The 15,929-nt window shown below is 62.0% G+C and carries 13 protein-coding genes and 1 pseudogene; 4 read left to right on the top strand and 10 right to left on the bottom strand.

What is annotated here, in order from left to right:
- Window positions 1-43 precede the first annotated feature (43 nt).
- Window positions 44-532, bottom strand: a complete 489-nt coding sequence (locus tag KDD17_RS14875; RefSeq protein ID WP_212704371.1) for an FxsA family protein — start codon at window positions 530-532, stop codon at window positions 44-46.
- 105 nt (window positions 533-637) lie between these two features.
- Here KDD17_RS14875 and KDD17_RS14870 point away from each other — a divergent pair, with 105 nt between their 5' ends.
- Genes KDD17_RS14870 through KDD17_RS14860 form a run of 3 tightly spaced genes read left to right on the top strand, consistent with a single transcriptional unit; the run spans window position 638 to window position 2,930 of the window.
- A complete protein-coding gene (locus KDD17_RS14870) occupies window positions 638-1,294 on the top strand; it encodes a Tim44/TimA family putative adaptor protein (RefSeq protein ID WP_212704370.1) in 657 nt (218 codons plus the stop codon).
- 41 nt (window positions 1,295-1,335) lie between these two features.
- Complete coding sequence (gene mltA, locus KDD17_RS14865; protein ID WP_212706264.1) at window positions 1,336-2,328, top strand: murein transglycosylase A; 993 nt, start codon at window positions 1,336-1,338, stop codon at window positions 2,326-2,328.
- Window positions 2,325-2,930 (top strand): Smr/MutS family protein, encoded by a 606-nt coding sequence (locus tag KDD17_RS14860; protein WP_212704369.1) that lies wholly within the window; start codon window positions 2,325-2,327, stop codon window positions 2,928-2,930. Before mltA ends, KDD17_RS14860 begins: the two co-directional genes overlap by 4 nt.
- Here the strand turns inward: KDD17_RS14860 and KDD17_RS14855 are convergent.
- From KDD17_RS14855 to hslV, 3 genes are read right to left on the bottom strand one after another with little or no spacing between them, the layout of a single operon-like run.
- Complete coding sequence (locus KDD17_RS14855; RefSeq protein ID WP_212704368.1) at window positions 2,914-4,143, bottom strand: MFS transporter; 1,230 nt, start codon at window positions 4,141-4,143, stop codon at window positions 2,914-2,916. The genes KDD17_RS14860 and KDD17_RS14855 overlap by 17 nt on opposite strands.
- Window positions 4,144-4,182: 39 nt before the next feature.
- Complete coding sequence (hslU, locus tag KDD17_RS14850) at window positions 4,183-5,487, bottom strand: ATP-dependent protease ATPase subunit HslU (RefSeq protein WP_212704367.1); 1,305 nt, start codon at window positions 5,485-5,487, stop codon at window positions 4,183-4,185.
- Window positions 5,484-6,041, bottom strand: a complete 558-nt coding sequence (gene hslV / locus KDD17_RS14845; protein WP_254796815.1) for an ATP-dependent protease subunit HslV — start codon at window positions 6,039-6,041, stop codon at window positions 5,484-5,486. Before hslV ends, hslU begins: the two co-directional genes overlap by 4 nt.
- A gap of 130 nt (window positions 6,042-6,171) precedes the next feature.
- Between hslV and KDD17_RS14840 the strand changes: the two genes are divergently transcribed.
- Window positions 6,172-7,029, top strand: a complete 858-nt coding sequence (locus KDD17_RS14840; RefSeq protein ID WP_254796814.1) for a hypothetical protein — start codon at window positions 6,172-6,174, stop codon at window positions 7,027-7,029.
- A 49-nt stretch (window positions 7,030-7,078) separates the two neighbouring features.
- Here KDD17_RS14840 and trxA read toward each other — a convergent pair whose 3' ends face one another.
- The 6 genes and pseudogenes from trxA to tsaE form a co-directional block, all read right to left on the bottom strand.
- Window positions 7,079-7,399, bottom strand: a complete 321-nt coding sequence (gene trxA / locus KDD17_RS14835; RefSeq protein ID WP_212704365.1) for a thioredoxin — start codon at window positions 7,397-7,399, stop codon at window positions 7,079-7,081.
- Between the two features lie 50 nt (window positions 7,400-7,449).
- Window positions 7,450-10,823 (bottom strand): annotated as a pseudogene (addA, locus tag KDD17_RS14830) (double-strand break repair helicase AddA).
- Window positions 10,820-13,771: a double-strand break repair protein AddB gene (addB, locus tag KDD17_RS14825; protein WP_212704364.1), complete on the bottom strand. Its 2,952-nt coding sequence runs from the start codon at window positions 13,769-13,771 to the stop codon at window positions 10,820-10,822. Before addB ends, addA begins: the two are co-directional and overlap by 4 nt.
- Window positions 13,758-14,438 (bottom strand): nucleotidyltransferase family protein, encoded by a 681-nt coding sequence (locus KDD17_RS14820; protein ID WP_212704363.1) that lies wholly within the window; start codon window positions 14,436-14,438, stop codon window positions 13,758-13,760. Before KDD17_RS14820 ends, addB begins: the two co-directional genes overlap by 14 nt.
- Window positions 14,435-15,445 carry an aminoglycoside phosphotransferase family protein gene (locus KDD17_RS14815; RefSeq protein WP_212704362.1) on the bottom strand — a complete coding sequence of 337 codons (1,011 nt, stop codon included), beginning with the start codon at window positions 15,443-15,445 and terminating at the stop codon, window positions 14,435-14,437. The genes KDD17_RS14820 and KDD17_RS14815 overlap by 4 nt, the downstream gene beginning before the upstream one ends.
- A complete protein-coding gene (gene tsaE / locus KDD17_RS14810) occupies window positions 15,442-15,909 on the bottom strand; it encodes a tRNA (adenosine(37)-N6)-threonylcarbamoyltransferase complex ATPase subunit type 1 TsaE (RefSeq protein WP_212704361.1) in 468 nt (155 codons plus the stop codon). Before tsaE ends, KDD17_RS14815 begins: the two co-directional genes overlap by 4 nt.
- Window positions 15,910-15,929 lie beyond the last annotated feature (20 nt).

The raw sequence follows: 15,929 nt of genomic DNA, 5'->3' as shown, positions 1-15,929 counted from the left end.
CAATCACGCAGGCTTAGCAGACGTTTTGGACCCCCTCAACGGATTAGTGTTTCGTCCAACCTGAACCACCGCGTGGTTCATCATCATCGGGGAGTTCGGTAAATTCGCCGTCAATAACATCCCCCTGAGTGCCGCCGTGGTGTGGATGCGGCCGAGGCCCGGTTTGACCCGCTGCAAAGCTATTCACCTTCACGCGCGCCCGGATTGCACGGTAAGCGGCCGACCTTACGCCAGGTACAAGCAACGAAAAGCCGACGGCATCGGTAAAGAATCCCGGCGTCAACAGCAGCGCCCCCGAGAACAGGATCATCGCCCCGTGCACCAAAGGTTCGGTCGGGTCGCTCACCTTTGAGAACGAGTCCTGCACCTGGCTCAGCGCAAGCCGTCCCTGTGATTTGACAAGATACGTGCCGGCAACGGCGGTAAGAAGGACAATCAGCAGCGTCGGCCAGAGCCCGATGAACCCGCCAACCTGAATGAACAGCGCGATCTCGATCAGCGGTACGGCGATGAATGCGATTAATAGCCACATAGCTAGGGCTCCTTTCATGGGGGCGTATGGTGGACTTGGCCCCCTGCACACCCTACATAAGGTCCTCGATACATTGTTTCCACGCCCAGCCCCTATGAGGTGCCTATGAATTCGCCGCTTATCCAGCTTTTGGTGCTTGCCGCCATTGCGGTTTTCCTGATCCTGCGGCTGAAAAACGTTTTGGGGACGCGGGAGGGGTTTGAAAAACCGCCGTTGCCGCAGCAGCCTGCCGAACGCAAGGGTCCCGCCTTTGAAGTGATCGAGGGCGGTCCTGACCTCGACATCACCGATCATTTCGACGAGGGCACCGCACAGGCGCGCGCATTGGCGGAGATGAAGCGGCTGGAGCCGTCGTTCAACGTCACCGACTTCCTTGGCGGTGCCAAGGGGGCCTATGAGATGATCGTGATGGGTTTTGAACGGGGCGAGCTGGATCAGATCAAGCCATTCCTGTCGGAAGACATTTATGAAAGCTTTGTCGACGGTGTCGCGGCCCGCGAGGATCAGGGCCTCACAATCGAAGCGGAATTCTACGGCGTGCGTGAGATGCAGCTGGAAAATGTGACAATTGATCCCGAAACGAACGAGGCCGAGATGACGATCCGCTATGTGGCAGAGCTGACCTCTGCCGTGCGCGACCGTGCGGGAGAAGTTGTCGAAGGCAGTCTTACCGACGTGAAAAAGCAAAAGGATACGTGGGTTTTCGCGCGTATCATGGGCTCGGACGATCCGAATTGGTCATTGGTTTCCACAGACGGCTAAGGACGGCATGGTTTGTGGTCCTTGCAACACTGGCCTCGCTGATGGCGGGGCCTTTGGCGTCTGAGGTTTCATACGATATTCTGTCTTTCGATCAGCTTGATGGTTGGGCCGAGGACGATCACGCAGCCGCGTTTTCAACCTTCCTGAACACCTGCGGCGATATGAAGGATCCCGATTGGCAGGCGATCTGCCGTTACGCGCGCACGGAGCCCGAACCGCGCGCGTTTTTCGAGTTGCTGTTCCGCCCCGTCTTGATTGATGATCGCAAGCCTGCCCTCTTTACCGGATATTTTGAGCCTGAGCTTGACGGCTCTCTCTCTCAAACCGCGCGCTATCGCTATCCTGTCTACAAAATGCCCCTTGAGGCACGCCAGAACCGTCCGTGGCTGACCCGTCGCGATATCCTTGAGAGCGGCGTGATGCAGGGGCGTGGCCTTGCCATTGCCTATGTCGATGATCCGGTCGAATTGTTCTTTCTCCAGATTCAGGGATCAGGCCGGATCCGCCTTCCGAACGGGACCGCCATCCGCGTCGGGTATCGTGGATCGAATGGACACGACTACCGTTCAATCGGGCAAGAACTGGTGCGCCGTGGCGTTTATGAGCCCCACCAGGTCAGCGCAACGGTGATCAAGAATTGGGTACGCCGCAACCCGGTCGAGGGGCAGGAGCTTCTCTATCACAATCCGTCCTACGTGTTTTTTCGCGAGGTAAGCAAAGTGCCAGCGGATCGCGGTCCCTTGGGCGCGATGAACCGTTCAATCACGACGATGCGCAGCGTCGCGGTTGATCCCGCCTTCATCCCGTTGGGCGCGCCCGTTTGGATCGAAAAGGACGGAAAGCAACCGTTGCGGCGTTTGATGATTGCGCAGGATACCGGATCGGCGATCAAGGGGGCACAACGGGCGGATGTCTTTTTTGGCACCGGGGATGGCGCGGGGCGTGCAGCGGGCCAGCTACGCGATCCGGGCAGGCTGCTTGTCCTCATGCCAATTCAGCGCGCCTATGCACTGCTGCCGGAAAGCGCGATATGAAACGCCGTCGACTCAGCGCCGAGGACCAGGAGTTGTGGGAGCGTGTGACCGCGCGAACCGAACGAATGCGGAAATCAGATCTGGAGGCCGCGCGATTTGATCCCGATGTTGGCATGCCGACACCAGTGTCGCGCCCTGACGCCAAGACACTCAAGCGATCAAAGGCCGCACTGCTGGGGAAACCCGAAGGGCGCCAAGCGGCCCCCGGACACAATCTGGCACCATCCGTTTCCGATCAGCTGCGCCGCGCCCCGGTGCAGATGGATGCCAAGGCCTACGGCAAGCTTAAGCGTGGCAAGTTACGCCCCGAGGGGAAGCTCGATCTGCACGGAATGACGCTGGATCGTGCACATCCCATGCTGACAGGATTTGTTATGAAGGCACATGCGCAAGGCAAACGTCTTGTGCTTGTTGTAACGGGAAAGGGGAAGCATCGCGACGACGGTGGCCCGATCCCCGTACGGCTTGGCGTGCTGCGCCATCAGGTGCCGCAATGGCTCCAGACACCGCCGTTGAAATCAGTTGTGTTGCAGGTGACACCCGCGCATATCAGCCACGGTGGCGGCGGTGCCTACTACGTCTATCTCAGGCGACAACGGTAGTGGGCAGATCCCGCTGGTAGCGCAGTACGCCCGCCCCGGCAATCAGGGCCCCGACAAAGTAGAACCCTGCAATCGGGATCATTTGCCCGGGAAAATCAATGCCGTAGTCGATCACGGCCCCGGTAATTCCCGGCCCGATGGCAGAGCCAAAGACCATCAATGCCGTCGCTGCCGCCTTGATCGCGCCCAGATGCCGCGTGCCGTAGAAAACGGCCCAGAAAGCGGCGGTCGCCGTCCCCTGCATTCCTTGCCCTATTCCGAAAATGACCAGACCAACTCCGGCCATCGCAATCGTATCGGCGTAGGCCAACACCAGAAAGGAGACCCCGAAGGGCACCATTTGAAACGGCACGATCCATTTCACGCCGAACCGATCAATCGCCCAACCGGTTGCGAAGGTGAACACAATCGACGCTGCCGTATAGATCGGCATCAGCGCGACATAGGCGCCAAGGCTCCAGCCCTTGACCTCTGTGAGATGCACCTGCTGAAAAAACAGCGCCGTTCCCCAGGCCGACGGACCAAGCACCAGCAAGATCAGCGTGTAGAACAGCGGGTGGCGGAGCATCTCTGCACGGGTCCAATGACGGCCCTGCATCCCGAGGCTTTCGTCGCTTTGCGCCATGGACTGCGGGGTGCGTTCCTGTTTCAGCAGCAGCTGCATCACCGGGATCACGGCCACGATGCAAACCGCGGCAATCAGCCAAAGCAGTCGCCAGTCAAGGCTTACCAACAGCGCGACAAACACCACGGGCAGCGCCGCTTGTCCCACTGCAAACCCCATCGAGGCCAGCGAAAGCGCACGGCCCCGCGTCGCGATGAACCAGCGCGACATCGCCACTGCACCCAGTTGCGACAGCATCCCCTGCCCCATCAGCCGCAGCATGTAGATCACCCCGATCAGCAATAGCGCCGTGGGCACCACAGACATCGCCACACAGGCCAGCGCCAGCAGGATCATCACCCAAAACGACAATTGCCGCACCCGAAACCGATCCGTGAACGCACCGGCCCAGATCATCGTAAGCGCCGAGGCGGTCGTGGCGATCGTATAGACCAGCCCCCAGCTGCCGTCGGTCAAGCCAAAGCTGCCCTTGATCTCACCCGCGAACAGCGAGATGAAATAGGTCTGCCCGAAGGACGACGTAAAGGTCAGCAGAAATCCGGCCAGCAGGAACAACCGGTTGTCGATGAGAAATCGGATATAGCCCATGCCCGATCTGTTGCAGGCACGGGCAGAATTGAAAAGCCGTTACAGGACGTATCGGCTGAGATCTGTGGATTTTGTCAGCTCGCCCAGGTGTGTGTCGACAAAAGCGGCATCCACTACCACTGTATCGCCCGCGCGGTCCGGTGCCGTAAACGATAGCTCCTCAAACACCCGTTCCATCACCGTATAGAGCCTGCGGGCACCGATGTTTTCGATGGATTGGTTCACCTCTGCCGCGATATGCGCGAGCGCCTTGATCCCATCGGGTTCGAACGTGACTGTGACATCTTCGGTGCCCATCAGCGCGGTGTATTGCAGTGTCAGCGCGTTATCGGTCTCCGTCAGGATGCGCACGAAATCCTCTTCGGTCAGCGGGCGCAGCTCGACCCGGATCGGCAGACGGCCCTGGAGTTCTGGCAGCAGATCAGACGGCTTTGCGATATGAAACGCACCCGACGCGATAAACAGCACGTGGTCGGTTTTTACGGGCCCGTGTTTGGTGGAAACGGTTGTGCCTTCGATCAGTGGCAGCAGATCGCGCTGCACACCTTCGCGGCTGACATCTCCACCCCGCGCGTCGCTGCGCGCGCAGACCTTGTCGATCTCGTCGAGGAATACGATCCCGTTCTGCTCCACCGCCTCGATCGCGGCGCGGGTAACGGTTTCATCATCCAGCAGCTTGTCTGCTTCTTCTCCGATCAAAACGTCATAACTCGCAGAAACTTTCATCCGTTTCTTGGTGGTGCGCCCGCCCATGGCTTTGCCAAACAGATCGCCAAGATTCATCATCCCCATGCCGCCTTGCTGGCCGGGGATTTCCATTGCGGAGAAGGGATTGGAGGTGTCCGCGACCTCCAGCTCGATCTCGGTATCGTCGAGCTGCCCGTCTTTCAGTTTCTTGCGAAACATCTCACGCGTGCCTTCGCGCGCATCCGGCCCGGCAATCGCATCGATCACGCGGTTTTCGGCGGCGGCCTGCGCGTTTGCCTTGACGTCCTCGCGCATGTGATCGCGCGTCATGGCAATGGCGGCATCCACCAGATCGCGGATGATCTGCTCCACATCCCGCCCGACATAGCCGACTTCGGTGAACTTTGTCGCCTCGACCTTCAGGAACGGCGCGCGCGCAAGCTTCGCAAGCCGGCGGCTGATTTCGGTCTTACCGACGCCGGTGGGCCCGATCATCAGGATATTCTTGGGATAGACCTCGTCGCGCAGATCATCGCCCAGCTGCTTGCGGCGCCAACGATTGCGCAGTGCGACGGCGACGGCGCGTTTGGCGTCGTTCTGCCCGATGATATAGCGATCAAGCTCGGAAACGATTTCGCGGGGTGTGAGGTCGGTCATTTGGAAATCTTCTCCACGGTCAGGTTTCCGTTGGTGTAGACACAGATATCAGCGGCGATCGCCATCGCATCGCGCGCTACCGTTTCGGCATCGCGGTCGCTCTCGATCAGGCCGCGTGCGGCGGCGAGCGCAAAATTCCCGCCCGATCCGATGGCGGCGATGTCATGCTCCGGCTCCAGCACGTCACCCGCGCCGGTGATCACAAACAGATCCGTGCCATCTGTCACGATCAGCATCGCTTCAAGCTTTTGCAGGTATTTGTCCGTGCGCCAGTCCTTTGCCAGATCTACGCTCGCGCGGGCCAGCTGTCCGGGCGTCGCTTCAAGCTTCGCCTCCAGCCGCTCCAACAGGGTGAAGGCATCGGCGGTCGATCCGGCAAAGCCCGCGACAACATCGTAGCCACCGGGCGACAGTCGGCGCACCTTGCGCGCTGTGCCTTTGATCACCGTCTGGCCAAGGCTGACCTGGCCGTCGCCGGCCACGACAACCTCATCACCCTTGCGCACCCCGATTATCGTGGTGCCGTGCCATCCGGGAAATTCGTTCTTTGCCATCTGCGCTCTCCTTGCGGTGCTGCGCCCTATATGGCCTCCGGGTACGAGAGGGACAAGGGTAGCCCTTGTTGTGCTTCCGCGCACAGGATAGCGTATGTGTATGAACCCCCCAAATTATGTTACCTTTTTGATGGAGCCGTCCCTGCGCAACAGTGCGATTGAGGGCCGCCATAATTTCATCGCCAAGGTCGCGGAGGTTTTAAACAATGCGGGGATCGTCGTCGGCTTTGACGTCTTTGGTGCCGAGCCGCGCGGCGCGACGCTCAGCCATATGAAGGCGCCCCGAGACGTGGGCGGCCTTCTTTTCCGAAGGGTTTACCATTACCCCTTCTGGCAGATTGAACGCAGTGCGGAGCGATGGGATTGGGACACGGCGCAGGCCGACTTTCCTGGCGCAGCCGAAGGCGCCGGTGGCTTTTTCAAACGCTGGCAAACCCATCTGTTCGGAACCGGACCAACAAAGACAAGCCGCGATGGATTTATCTATGTCCCGTTGCAGGGACGCTTGAGGGATCATCGCAGTTTTCAGCAATGCAGCCCCATCAGCATGCTTGAGCATTGTCTGACACACGCGGGCGGGCGTCGCATCGTCGTGGGTCTGCATCCCAAGGAAAGCTATTCACCTTCTGAGAATGTCACGCTCAAACGGCTGGAGCGGGAAAACGATCATCTGACAGTCCAGCGTGGCGGGATGGAGGAAGCGTTGCGGACATGTGATTTCGTCGTAACGCAAAATTCCTCTGTGGCGTTCAATGCCATGTTCTTTGAAAAACCCAGCCTGCTGTTCGCAAAGATCGATTTCCACCACATCTGCGTACTTGCAGACTTAACGGATCTTGCAGAGAGCTTTTCTATAGTGGCGGATCATTGCCCTGATTACGCGGGTTATGTCCACTGGTTCTGGCAGCTCAACTGCATCAACGCGGGCCGTGAGGATGCCAAAGAACGGATCGCCGCTCGGTTCCGCCGTTTCGGTTGGCTGACATGAAAAAAGGCGCCCGATGCGGCGCCTTTGATCGGGACATTCAAGGAAGGGCTCAGATCGACTCTTCGATCCAGCTTTGCAGGGCTGCTTTGGGGCGCGCGCCTGCCATGTTGGACACAACCTGACCGTCCTTGAAGATGAACAGCGCCGGGATCCCGCGCACGCCCATTTGGGCGGGGGAATTCGGGTTTTCGTCTACGTTGACCTTCACGATCTTGACCTTGCCGTCCATCTCGGCCGACAGCTCTTCGAGCGAGGGGCCGATCTGCTTGCAGGGGCCGCACCACTCGGCCCAGAAATCCACGACAACGGGAATGTCGGAATTTTTGACTTCGGTGTCAAAAGTAGCGTCTGTGACTGCAACGGTGGCCATGGTGTTCTCCAGCTTGGGAATGGGGTGGTGTCTTGCGTGATCGTGCGAACCTAAGAACGCCCCCCCGCCCCGTCAAGGAGGGGCCGTCGCTGTAACGCCGACGTGACGAGTTCGGGCGGCAATTCCATCAGCTGGGCAGTACCAGTCCACAGCACCGCCGTGCGGATCGATTTATCGGGATAAATCGCCGCCAGGGCATGGGCGTAGGCACCCATCTGACGCAGGATCCCTTCGGGGCAGGCATCTGGCGTATCCGGCACCACGCGATTTGATTTGAAATCAACCGCCAGAACGTCGCTATCTGTCACAATAAGCCGGTCAATGAGGCCGTAGAGCGGTGTGCCGTCGAGCCGTGCGCTCACGGCGACCTCGGCCAGGGTCGCGGGGGCGAAAAGCGGCGCGAGGGCGGGCGTTTCCAGAACGCGCGTCGCTTCCGCCAGCGCCTCTGCCGCCAGCGGGTCGTCGGGGATCAGCGCGTTTGCGGCTGCCGCACGGTCCGTGCCGGGGATCGCGGGCAAATGTTCCAGCAACAGATGCACATAGCCACCATAGCGCAGCGCGGTGTGTTCATCGCGCCCTGTGTCGCCGGGAAGGGCTTTGTCGCCGCCCAGTCCCGTTGGGGTCAGCGTTTCGGGGCGCTGCGGCGGGGCAGGGGCAGCGACGGTGAATATTGGATCCAGCGTGACATCGGGCGTGGTCTTTATCGCGGGGGACACCAGTGGCAGATCGTACCAACCGGGCTCCTCGTGGCGCTGTCCGCTGACGTGTCCTTCGGTAAAGTCAAATGCCCCCAGATGCGGCATCGCGGCCTCGATCGTCTGATACCAATCACTGCCATCCTTCGCGCCCTTGCCCGCGCCCGTCACGATCAGCCATTTCTCGGCCCGTGTCATCGCAACATACAAAAGGCGCAGCCGCTCTTCCCGCAGGGTATCCTTTGCCGCATCAAGTCGATCTTGCAGGACCGCGGGCACATCTTCCGCGGCGGGTTTCCAGATCGGCACCCCGTCGAGCGACACAAGATCAGCGTTAAGCCTTTCGGGTCGCATCGCGGTATCCGGCAGGATCACGATCGGCGCTTCAAGCCCCTTCGCCCCGTGTACCGACATCACGCGGATCTGATCCGAGGCGCTGTCGATTTGCCGCTTGATCTCAAGGTCATCGGCCTGCAGCCACTCCAGAAACCCGGTCAGGCTGGGGATCGATGTCTGCTCATAGGCAAGCGCTTGCGCGAGCAGCGCGTCGATCCCGTCCTCGGCCTCGGCGCCCAGTCGACCCAACAGCCGCCGTCGTCCGTCGTGGCGCGTCAGCAAACGCTCGATCAGATCGAATGGTCGCAGAAAATCAATTTGCCCCCGCAGATCGCGCAGTGTCTCAAGGGTCTGCGGATGCAGATCGGTCTGGCCCCGCAACCGCTGCCACAGCGTCCCGTCCCGCCCGTGTGCAAGCGTGAATACCTCCTGCTCGGACCAGCCAAGCAACGGAGAGCGCAACGCCGTCGCCAGCGACAGGCTATCATCCGCACTGGCAAGAAACGACAGCAGGGCGCGAATGTCCCGCACCGCAAGCTCAGCGCCGACTTTCAGGCGGTCCGTGCCCGCAATGGGCAGACCCGCCACCTTGCAGGCGCGAATGATCTCCCGAAACAGCGATACGGCGGATCCTGCGTTGCGCCCCTGAACAAGGATCAGGAAATCCCCCGCCCGGATCGGCCTGCGCACCATCCGCCCGCCAACTTCGTCCGGGATCGTCTCCTCGCTGTCAATCAGATGCCGGATCTGCGCCGCGATCCGATCGGCGAGGATGACCTTTGCGTCCTGTGGGCTGGCACGGTCGATGGGGTCGGTCCAGTGGCTGTCGTCTTTTGGTTTCTCCGTCAACGGCTCCATCGGCCAGATATCGACACGACCGGGCAGACGGTCCTTGAAAGCGATATGGTGAAGCGGCGCGCCCATGCGCGGCTCAGGCTCAGTGTTGAAGGTTGCGTCGACCGCGCGCAGGATCGCCGGGGAGGAGCGGAAGGAATAATCCAGACTGAGGCTCTGAAACGTCAGTTCCGCACCGGTAAGACGGTCTTGGAAAACACCCCGCTTGGTGTCGAATTCGCGCGGGTCGGCGCCTTGAAACGAATAGATCGACTGCTTCTTGTCCCCCACGACAAACAGCGTGCGCGCGCCTGCATCCCGCGCGCCCTCGCCCGACGTGAATTCATCCGCCAAACGCTCGATCACGTCCCATTGCCGGGGGGAGGTATCCTGCGCCTCGTCCACAAGGATATGATCTATCCCGCCGTCGATACGGTAAAGAACCCAGGCGGCCACACGAGGATCGGTCAGCAACGCCCGCGCCCGCAGGATCAGGTCGTCGAAATCCAGCCAGCCGCGTTTGGCCTTCTCAGCTTCATACCGTGCAAGGAAGGGCCCGGCAAAACGGTGCAATGCCGTGCTGCGGGCGATGGCCTGCGCGACGAGTCGAGGATCCCGCGCCGCGTGGGTGCGAGCGATCAGATCCTCGAACGCCGACAGCATAGGGCCTAGATCGGCAGCGGCATCCTTGGTCGGTATCTTGGAATTGATGGTGCCGGTTTTTGTCAGCAACGCTGTCTCAAGTTTTTGCAGCTCCGCGAGGTTCGGTGCGGTAAAATCAATCGCCCGCAAGCGGTCAGCGAGTGTGTGCATCGTCGACTGTTTCTGTCGTGCGAATACCGAAATCGCCTCCGGCATCCAACGCGCGACGGCTTCGTCCATCACGTCGCGCGCCAGCGCCTCAGCATCAAGATCGGGCGGCGCGCCGAAAAGAGCAATCAGGTCCGGGGTCTCCTGAAAATCGCTGCGATTGCCGACGATTTCCTTGGTCAGCCCGGCAAAGTCCTCCCCGGTGTAGAATTGCGCCAGACCGGCCACCAGGGCTGCGTCGGCGCTGTCCGCCATGGCATCGACCACCTCGGCACGCAAAAGCTCGGCGGCGCGCTCTTCGATCTCTGTGAATTGGGGGAGATGCCCGCCTCAAGAGGAAAACGACGCAGCAATGCCGCGCAGAAAGAGTGGATCGTCTGGATTTTCAGGCCGCCGGGTGTCTCTATCGCTTGGGCAAAAAGCGTGCGCGCACGGCGCAACTCTTCGGGGGTGACCTCATCCAGAATCCCCAGATCGCGCAACGTCTCGCGCAGATCGTCGTCGGGCATCATCGCCCAGGCGCCCAGCCGTTTGAACAGCCGGTTCTGCATCTCGCTCGCCGCAGCTTTGGTGTAGGTCAGGCACAGGATATGCTGCGGCGTGACCCCATCGAGCAGAAGTCGCGCCACCCGGTCGGTCAGTACCCGCGTCTTGCCCGACCCTGCATTCGCGCTGAGCCATGTCGACACGCGCGGCTGCGCGGCCGTGATCTGGGCGCGGGTGGCGTCATTCCAATCGGGCAGGCTCATGTCAGATCCTCCGGGTTCGAGGTATCGGTCGCATCCCATTCGCCAAAACGTGCCAGCTGGTCGAATTCCCCGGCAAAGCTCTCCATCTCCATCATGCGCCGGGCTGTGAACCCCTGCGCGGGGTCGAGATAGCGGGTCAACAGGGCGCGTAGATCGGCCAGCACGTCTGCGGTCGGCTCCTCGTCCAGCGGCGCGTCGACCTCGTGCGGGTTCCTGCCCATCCCAATGAACGCCGCGCGCGACACCGGCGCCACGCCCACGGCGGGAAAGGCGCCTTGTTCGACCATCGCCGCCTCGATCAAGAGCTGTTTGTCGAACAGTTTCTGCTGCGGCGATGTGGGCGGTTTTCCGGTCTTGTAGTCATACAGTTGCACGGCACCATCGGCGGATTGATCCATACGGTCGGCAACGCCGTGCAGCGAAAAACCGATCTCGGGGATCTCCAGCGTGCCCATCGCGTCACGTTCGAATGCGATGGGGCGCGCGTTCGCAAGCCTGGCGGCCTCGCGCTCCAGAAACCAGTCGGCGACACGGGCGATGCGCGCATGCCAAAGCGCGCGGGCGGTGGGCCAGGGGACATCCTCCGCCAGAACCGCCCCGGCGGTATCCAGGAACGCGTCGCGGCTCAGCTGCGTCGGATCTGATACGACCGATTTCACAAACCGTTCAAGGATCGTGTGCAGCGTAACTCCGCGCAGCAATGCATCGGGCGACTGCACAAGCGGGCGCTGGGCGCGCAGGCCAAGCGTGTGTTTCGCGTAGATTGCGTAGGGGTCGCGGATCAGCGTCTTGATCTCCGTTACTGAAAGCTTGCGCGGGCGTACAGCCACGGGTGGGCGCGGTGAGGGGCGTCGCGCCGGGGGTAGTGGCGCCGCGGCCTCAAGCGCACGCGCCTGATCGAGCCATATCTGCCCGCGTGCGGCCATCGCCGACCAAGCATCTGCCCCGCCCTGACCGTGCAAGCCCTTCATCAGGTTTTCCAGCCGATTGATCCAGCGGGACGGCACCGTTTCCGCATCCTCCGAGCGGATTGCGCGGGTGATCCAGACCTGCGGCGCGCAGACTGACTGCTGGTAGTCATGTGCGGCCAGCCCGACCCGACGTTCGGGCAACAGCAGCCCCGCGTCATGGCGCATCTTGCGGTTGAGCCATGGATCGGGTGGCGGCGCTTCGGGCCACGTGCCGTCATTAAGACCGCCGAGGATGACCAGCTCGGCGCCTTGCACGCGGGCCTCAAGCGTGCCCCAGATCATGATACCGGGATGCGGCGCGTCACGGTCGCGCACCTCGCCCGCTGCGATCAGAGCACCGGCCAGATCAGCATAATCGGTTGCATCCAGATCCGCGCCGTAGGGGGCTTCGGCCAAAAGCTCCGCCATGACGCGCTGTGCCTCGACACCCGCGCGCTGCTGCCACAGCCCGTGGGCGGTATCGCCCCCGACACCTGCTGCGACCGCTTCGGCCAGCCGCAGGTGTTCGGCTGTCCAGTGGGTCAGTGCCGCTTCTCCGGTCTGCCATTTGTCCAGCAGGCTCTCGCAGATCCACGTGATCCACGCCGCGAACCCTGTGTCCGCCATTTCCGTATCGACCAGCATGCGCAGCGTGTCACCGGTGGGGTAGGGCAAGCCCCGATGACGGATCGCTTGTTCAAGCCGCTGGGTATGAAGGACGTGCAGATTGCGTGTCGCGGTCGAGTGGGTAAGCGGATGTTTGAGCAGCGTCAGCAACATCTCCGCATCCATCCGTTTGGCGAACAGGCCCGCAATATGGCGCAGGAAACGACCGGGCGGCGAGAGGTGCAGCGGGGTTCCCGCGCTGTCGTCCGGTAATACCCCCCACCGGTCAAGCGCTGCCGTCACCCGGCGGCTGAGCATCCGGTCGGGGGTGATAAGGGCGGCGGTCTGCCCGTCCTGCGCCGCGCGGCGCAAGCGCAGGGCAATCGCCAACGCTTCGGCCCGTGGGGTGTCGGCCAGAACCATCGTCATGTCGGTCACCGCCGCAGTCAGATCACCCAGGCCGGGCCCCTCGATGCGCCAGGCATCCGTGACCGGTGCGGGGCGTAGCGAAAGCGATACCAGCCTGTTGCGCGCCGGAGCGGGCGGCGTGACATCATGCCAGTTCCTGACAGCATTGGCAGACGCCCCAAGATCGCGCATCAGCTTGTGATAGCGGTATTGCGGATGGTCTTCGGACATCATCGGATCGTCGAGCGCCGCCCAGACATCCGCAGGCATGTCGCTGTCGAAACCGGGGAGCACCAGCGCCCCCTGCGGCAACCGCGCAACTGCCTGCATCAACATCATCGTGGTCCCACGCGATCCTGTAGAGCCTGCGATGATGACCGGGTGCGCGGGCGGGATTGCCTCCCAGGCTGCCGCGATGCCGGCGACGCGCAAACGCTGGCGCGCTTCGGTATCCGGGGCCGCTTCGGTCTCCTGCAAATAGGTCTGCACGATACCAAGGAATTGTTTCGCCCGCTCCCAATGGCCCGATTGGTCACTCACGTCCAGCGCGGCAATATCTTCCGGCGTGACCCCTTCGCCCTGCATCTCATCAATGAGGCCCGCAAGGCTGTCGGCCAGATCGTAGAGCGACGTACTGGGGGTGATCGTCTCCGACTGCGCCATGAGACCCGTAATCAGGCGGATCAACTCTAACCGCCGCCGCAACGCGGAGGTGCCGGGCGGCACTACGACCTGCGGCAACAACGTGCCCAGATCGGTGATGGTCCGAATGCGCGGGAGCAGGCGTGGCGGCCCGTCCTCGAACAACTGCCGCAACCGGCGCGCCATACGCTCCGTGTTCACGATCAGATCCACGCGCGCAAGCGCTTCGGGCGGCTGTCCCAGGCTGCGTGCCTCAAGCCCAGAGATCAGCGCTGCGGGGAAATCGACACCCGGCGCTACGCCAAAGACGCGCGGCGCGTCCGCGGCTTCAAAGAGTGTCATTTATCAAACCCACCGCCGTGGCGATACCGCCGGGATGACCCACATCGCACCAGTGCCCCTCGTATTGCAGACCAAACAGCCGGTCCTCGGCGAGCATCCTGTCCCACAGCAGGTTCAGCGAAAATGACGTCTCGGCAAATGCGTCCAGCCCCTCTGGCTTGATGATCTGCGCCCCGCCAAAGACCAGCCCGGGTCCGCGTGTAAGCCGCCCGTCCGGTGCACGCGTGAAGTCTCCCGCGCCGGCGTGCTCCAGCGCCCGCGTCGGCGGGACGCCCATCAACAGCGCATCCATTTTTTCGGGATCCCAGGCGGCAAGCAGGGCGGCGACGGGGTTTGGCCCTTTCCAGATCGCGTCGGTATTCAGCGTTACCACCGGCCCGGTGCCCAGCGCATCGCGCGCATTGCGCAGCCCGCCACCTGTCTCAAGGATAGCGGGGGCTTCGATCACGCATCTCACGCCGAGAGGCTCAAGATGTGCCTGCAACATTTCGGCCCTGTAGTGCAGGTTGGCAGCGATGCGCGGCGGCGCCACCGCGTGTGCAAGATCAAGCGTATGATCAATCAGTGGACGACCGGCGACCGGGATCAGCGGCTTTGGTCGATCATTCGTCAGGGGCCGCATGCGGGTGCCAAACCCCGCAGCGAAGAGCAGCACGGGCAGGCTCATGCGACCTTGCTTCGGATCAGATCGCGCAGCTCCTGCGTCGGGGATGGAAGGGTTTCGCGCACAATCTTTGCCACGGAATCAAGGGCAGGGTGGGCAAGGTTGCGTTCCACAAACTCCCAGACTCGCGGCATCAGATCAACGTATCCGGGTTTTCCGTCCCGCAGACACAGCCGGGCAAAGGCACCCATGATCCGCAGGTTCCGCTGCACTCCCAGCAAGGCATAATCGGCGCGGAAACGCTCGGGGTCTTGCGGGTTTTGATCGAGATAGCGGGCGATCATCGCATCCTCAATCTGTCGCGGTACGTCGCGGCGTGCGTCCTGAAGGATCGAGACAAGATCGTAGGCCGGATGTCCCAACAAGGCGTCCTGGAAATCCAGCAGGCCCACGCGCGCCACCCCGGACCGATCCGGCAGCCACAACAGGTTCTCCGCGTGGTAATCGCGTTGAACCAATACCTGCGGTCCATGCGACAGTCCGGCCATCAATGGCGCAAACGCGGCTTCGAAATCAGCCTGTGCCGCCGTGTCGCGGGCGCCGGTCCGGGCGAAGGCGTACCAGTCGTAGGCAAGGGCCGCGTATTGCGTCAAAAGCGGCGTGTCGTAGGGTGCCAACCCCGAAGGCGGTTCCGCGCGGTGCAAAACGGTCAAGACATCTACCGCAGCTGCATAAAGCGTTTCTTCGAGCGCAGGATCCGCGGCGATGACCGGTTTGAACAATCGGTCGCCAAGGTCCTCGATCAGCAAAAGCCCCGCATCGTGATCGCTGGCGAATATCTTTGGTGCACTCAGGCCCAGTTCCGCGAGGTGGGTTGCAATGGCGATGAAGGGGCGCACGTCCTCTCCCTTTTCCGGGGGCGCATCCATCAGGACGGCGCTGCGCCCGTCCGCAGCGATCAGCCGGTCGTAGCGGCGGTTCGATGCATCCCCGGCGAGAAACGCGCGCTCAGCCCCTTGCCAACCTGAAGCAGCGATAAAAGTGGTGATGCGTTCGGCGCGGTCGGTCATGGCATCCCATCGCAAAGTTTCTGTTCCCACAGTCCTGTATCCCACGCAATCGTCATGTGCCGATCGGTCTCACCATCGCCGGGGCTCAGGGTGATGTCCAGCGCGTTGGCGGGCCGCAGATCGCCCAGCCGGTCGGGCCATTCGACAAGGCAGATTGCCGTGTCAAATGCATCCCGAAGGCCCAGCTCTTCGATCTCGGACGGATCGCTCAGCCGGTAGAGATCGGCGTGCCAGATCTCGGCGACGGGGCTGTCGTAGGTCTGAACAAGAGTGAACGTGGGTGACGGCACATCCTCTGGCGTCTCAAGCAGGGACTGTATCAAGGACCGCGCAAAATGGGTCTTACCCGCGCCTACATCGCCGGTCAGCAGGAGGGTATCCCCGGCGGTCAGACGCGCGCCGATGCGCCGTGCGAACGCGGCAGTCTCGTCTGGGCTGGAAAAGTGGTGTTTTTGCGTTGGCATAGCGCCTTGCTACAGCGCGG

This window comes from Sulfitobacter albidus, from assembly GCF_018200035.1.
In the GTDB taxonomy this organism is placed as follows: domain Bacteria; phylum Pseudomonadota; class Alphaproteobacteria; order Rhodobacterales; family Rhodobacteraceae; genus Sulfitobacter; species Sulfitobacter albidus.
Note: the sequence above shows the minus strand (reverse complement) of the source record. Positions and strands in the feature narration are given on the sequence as shown.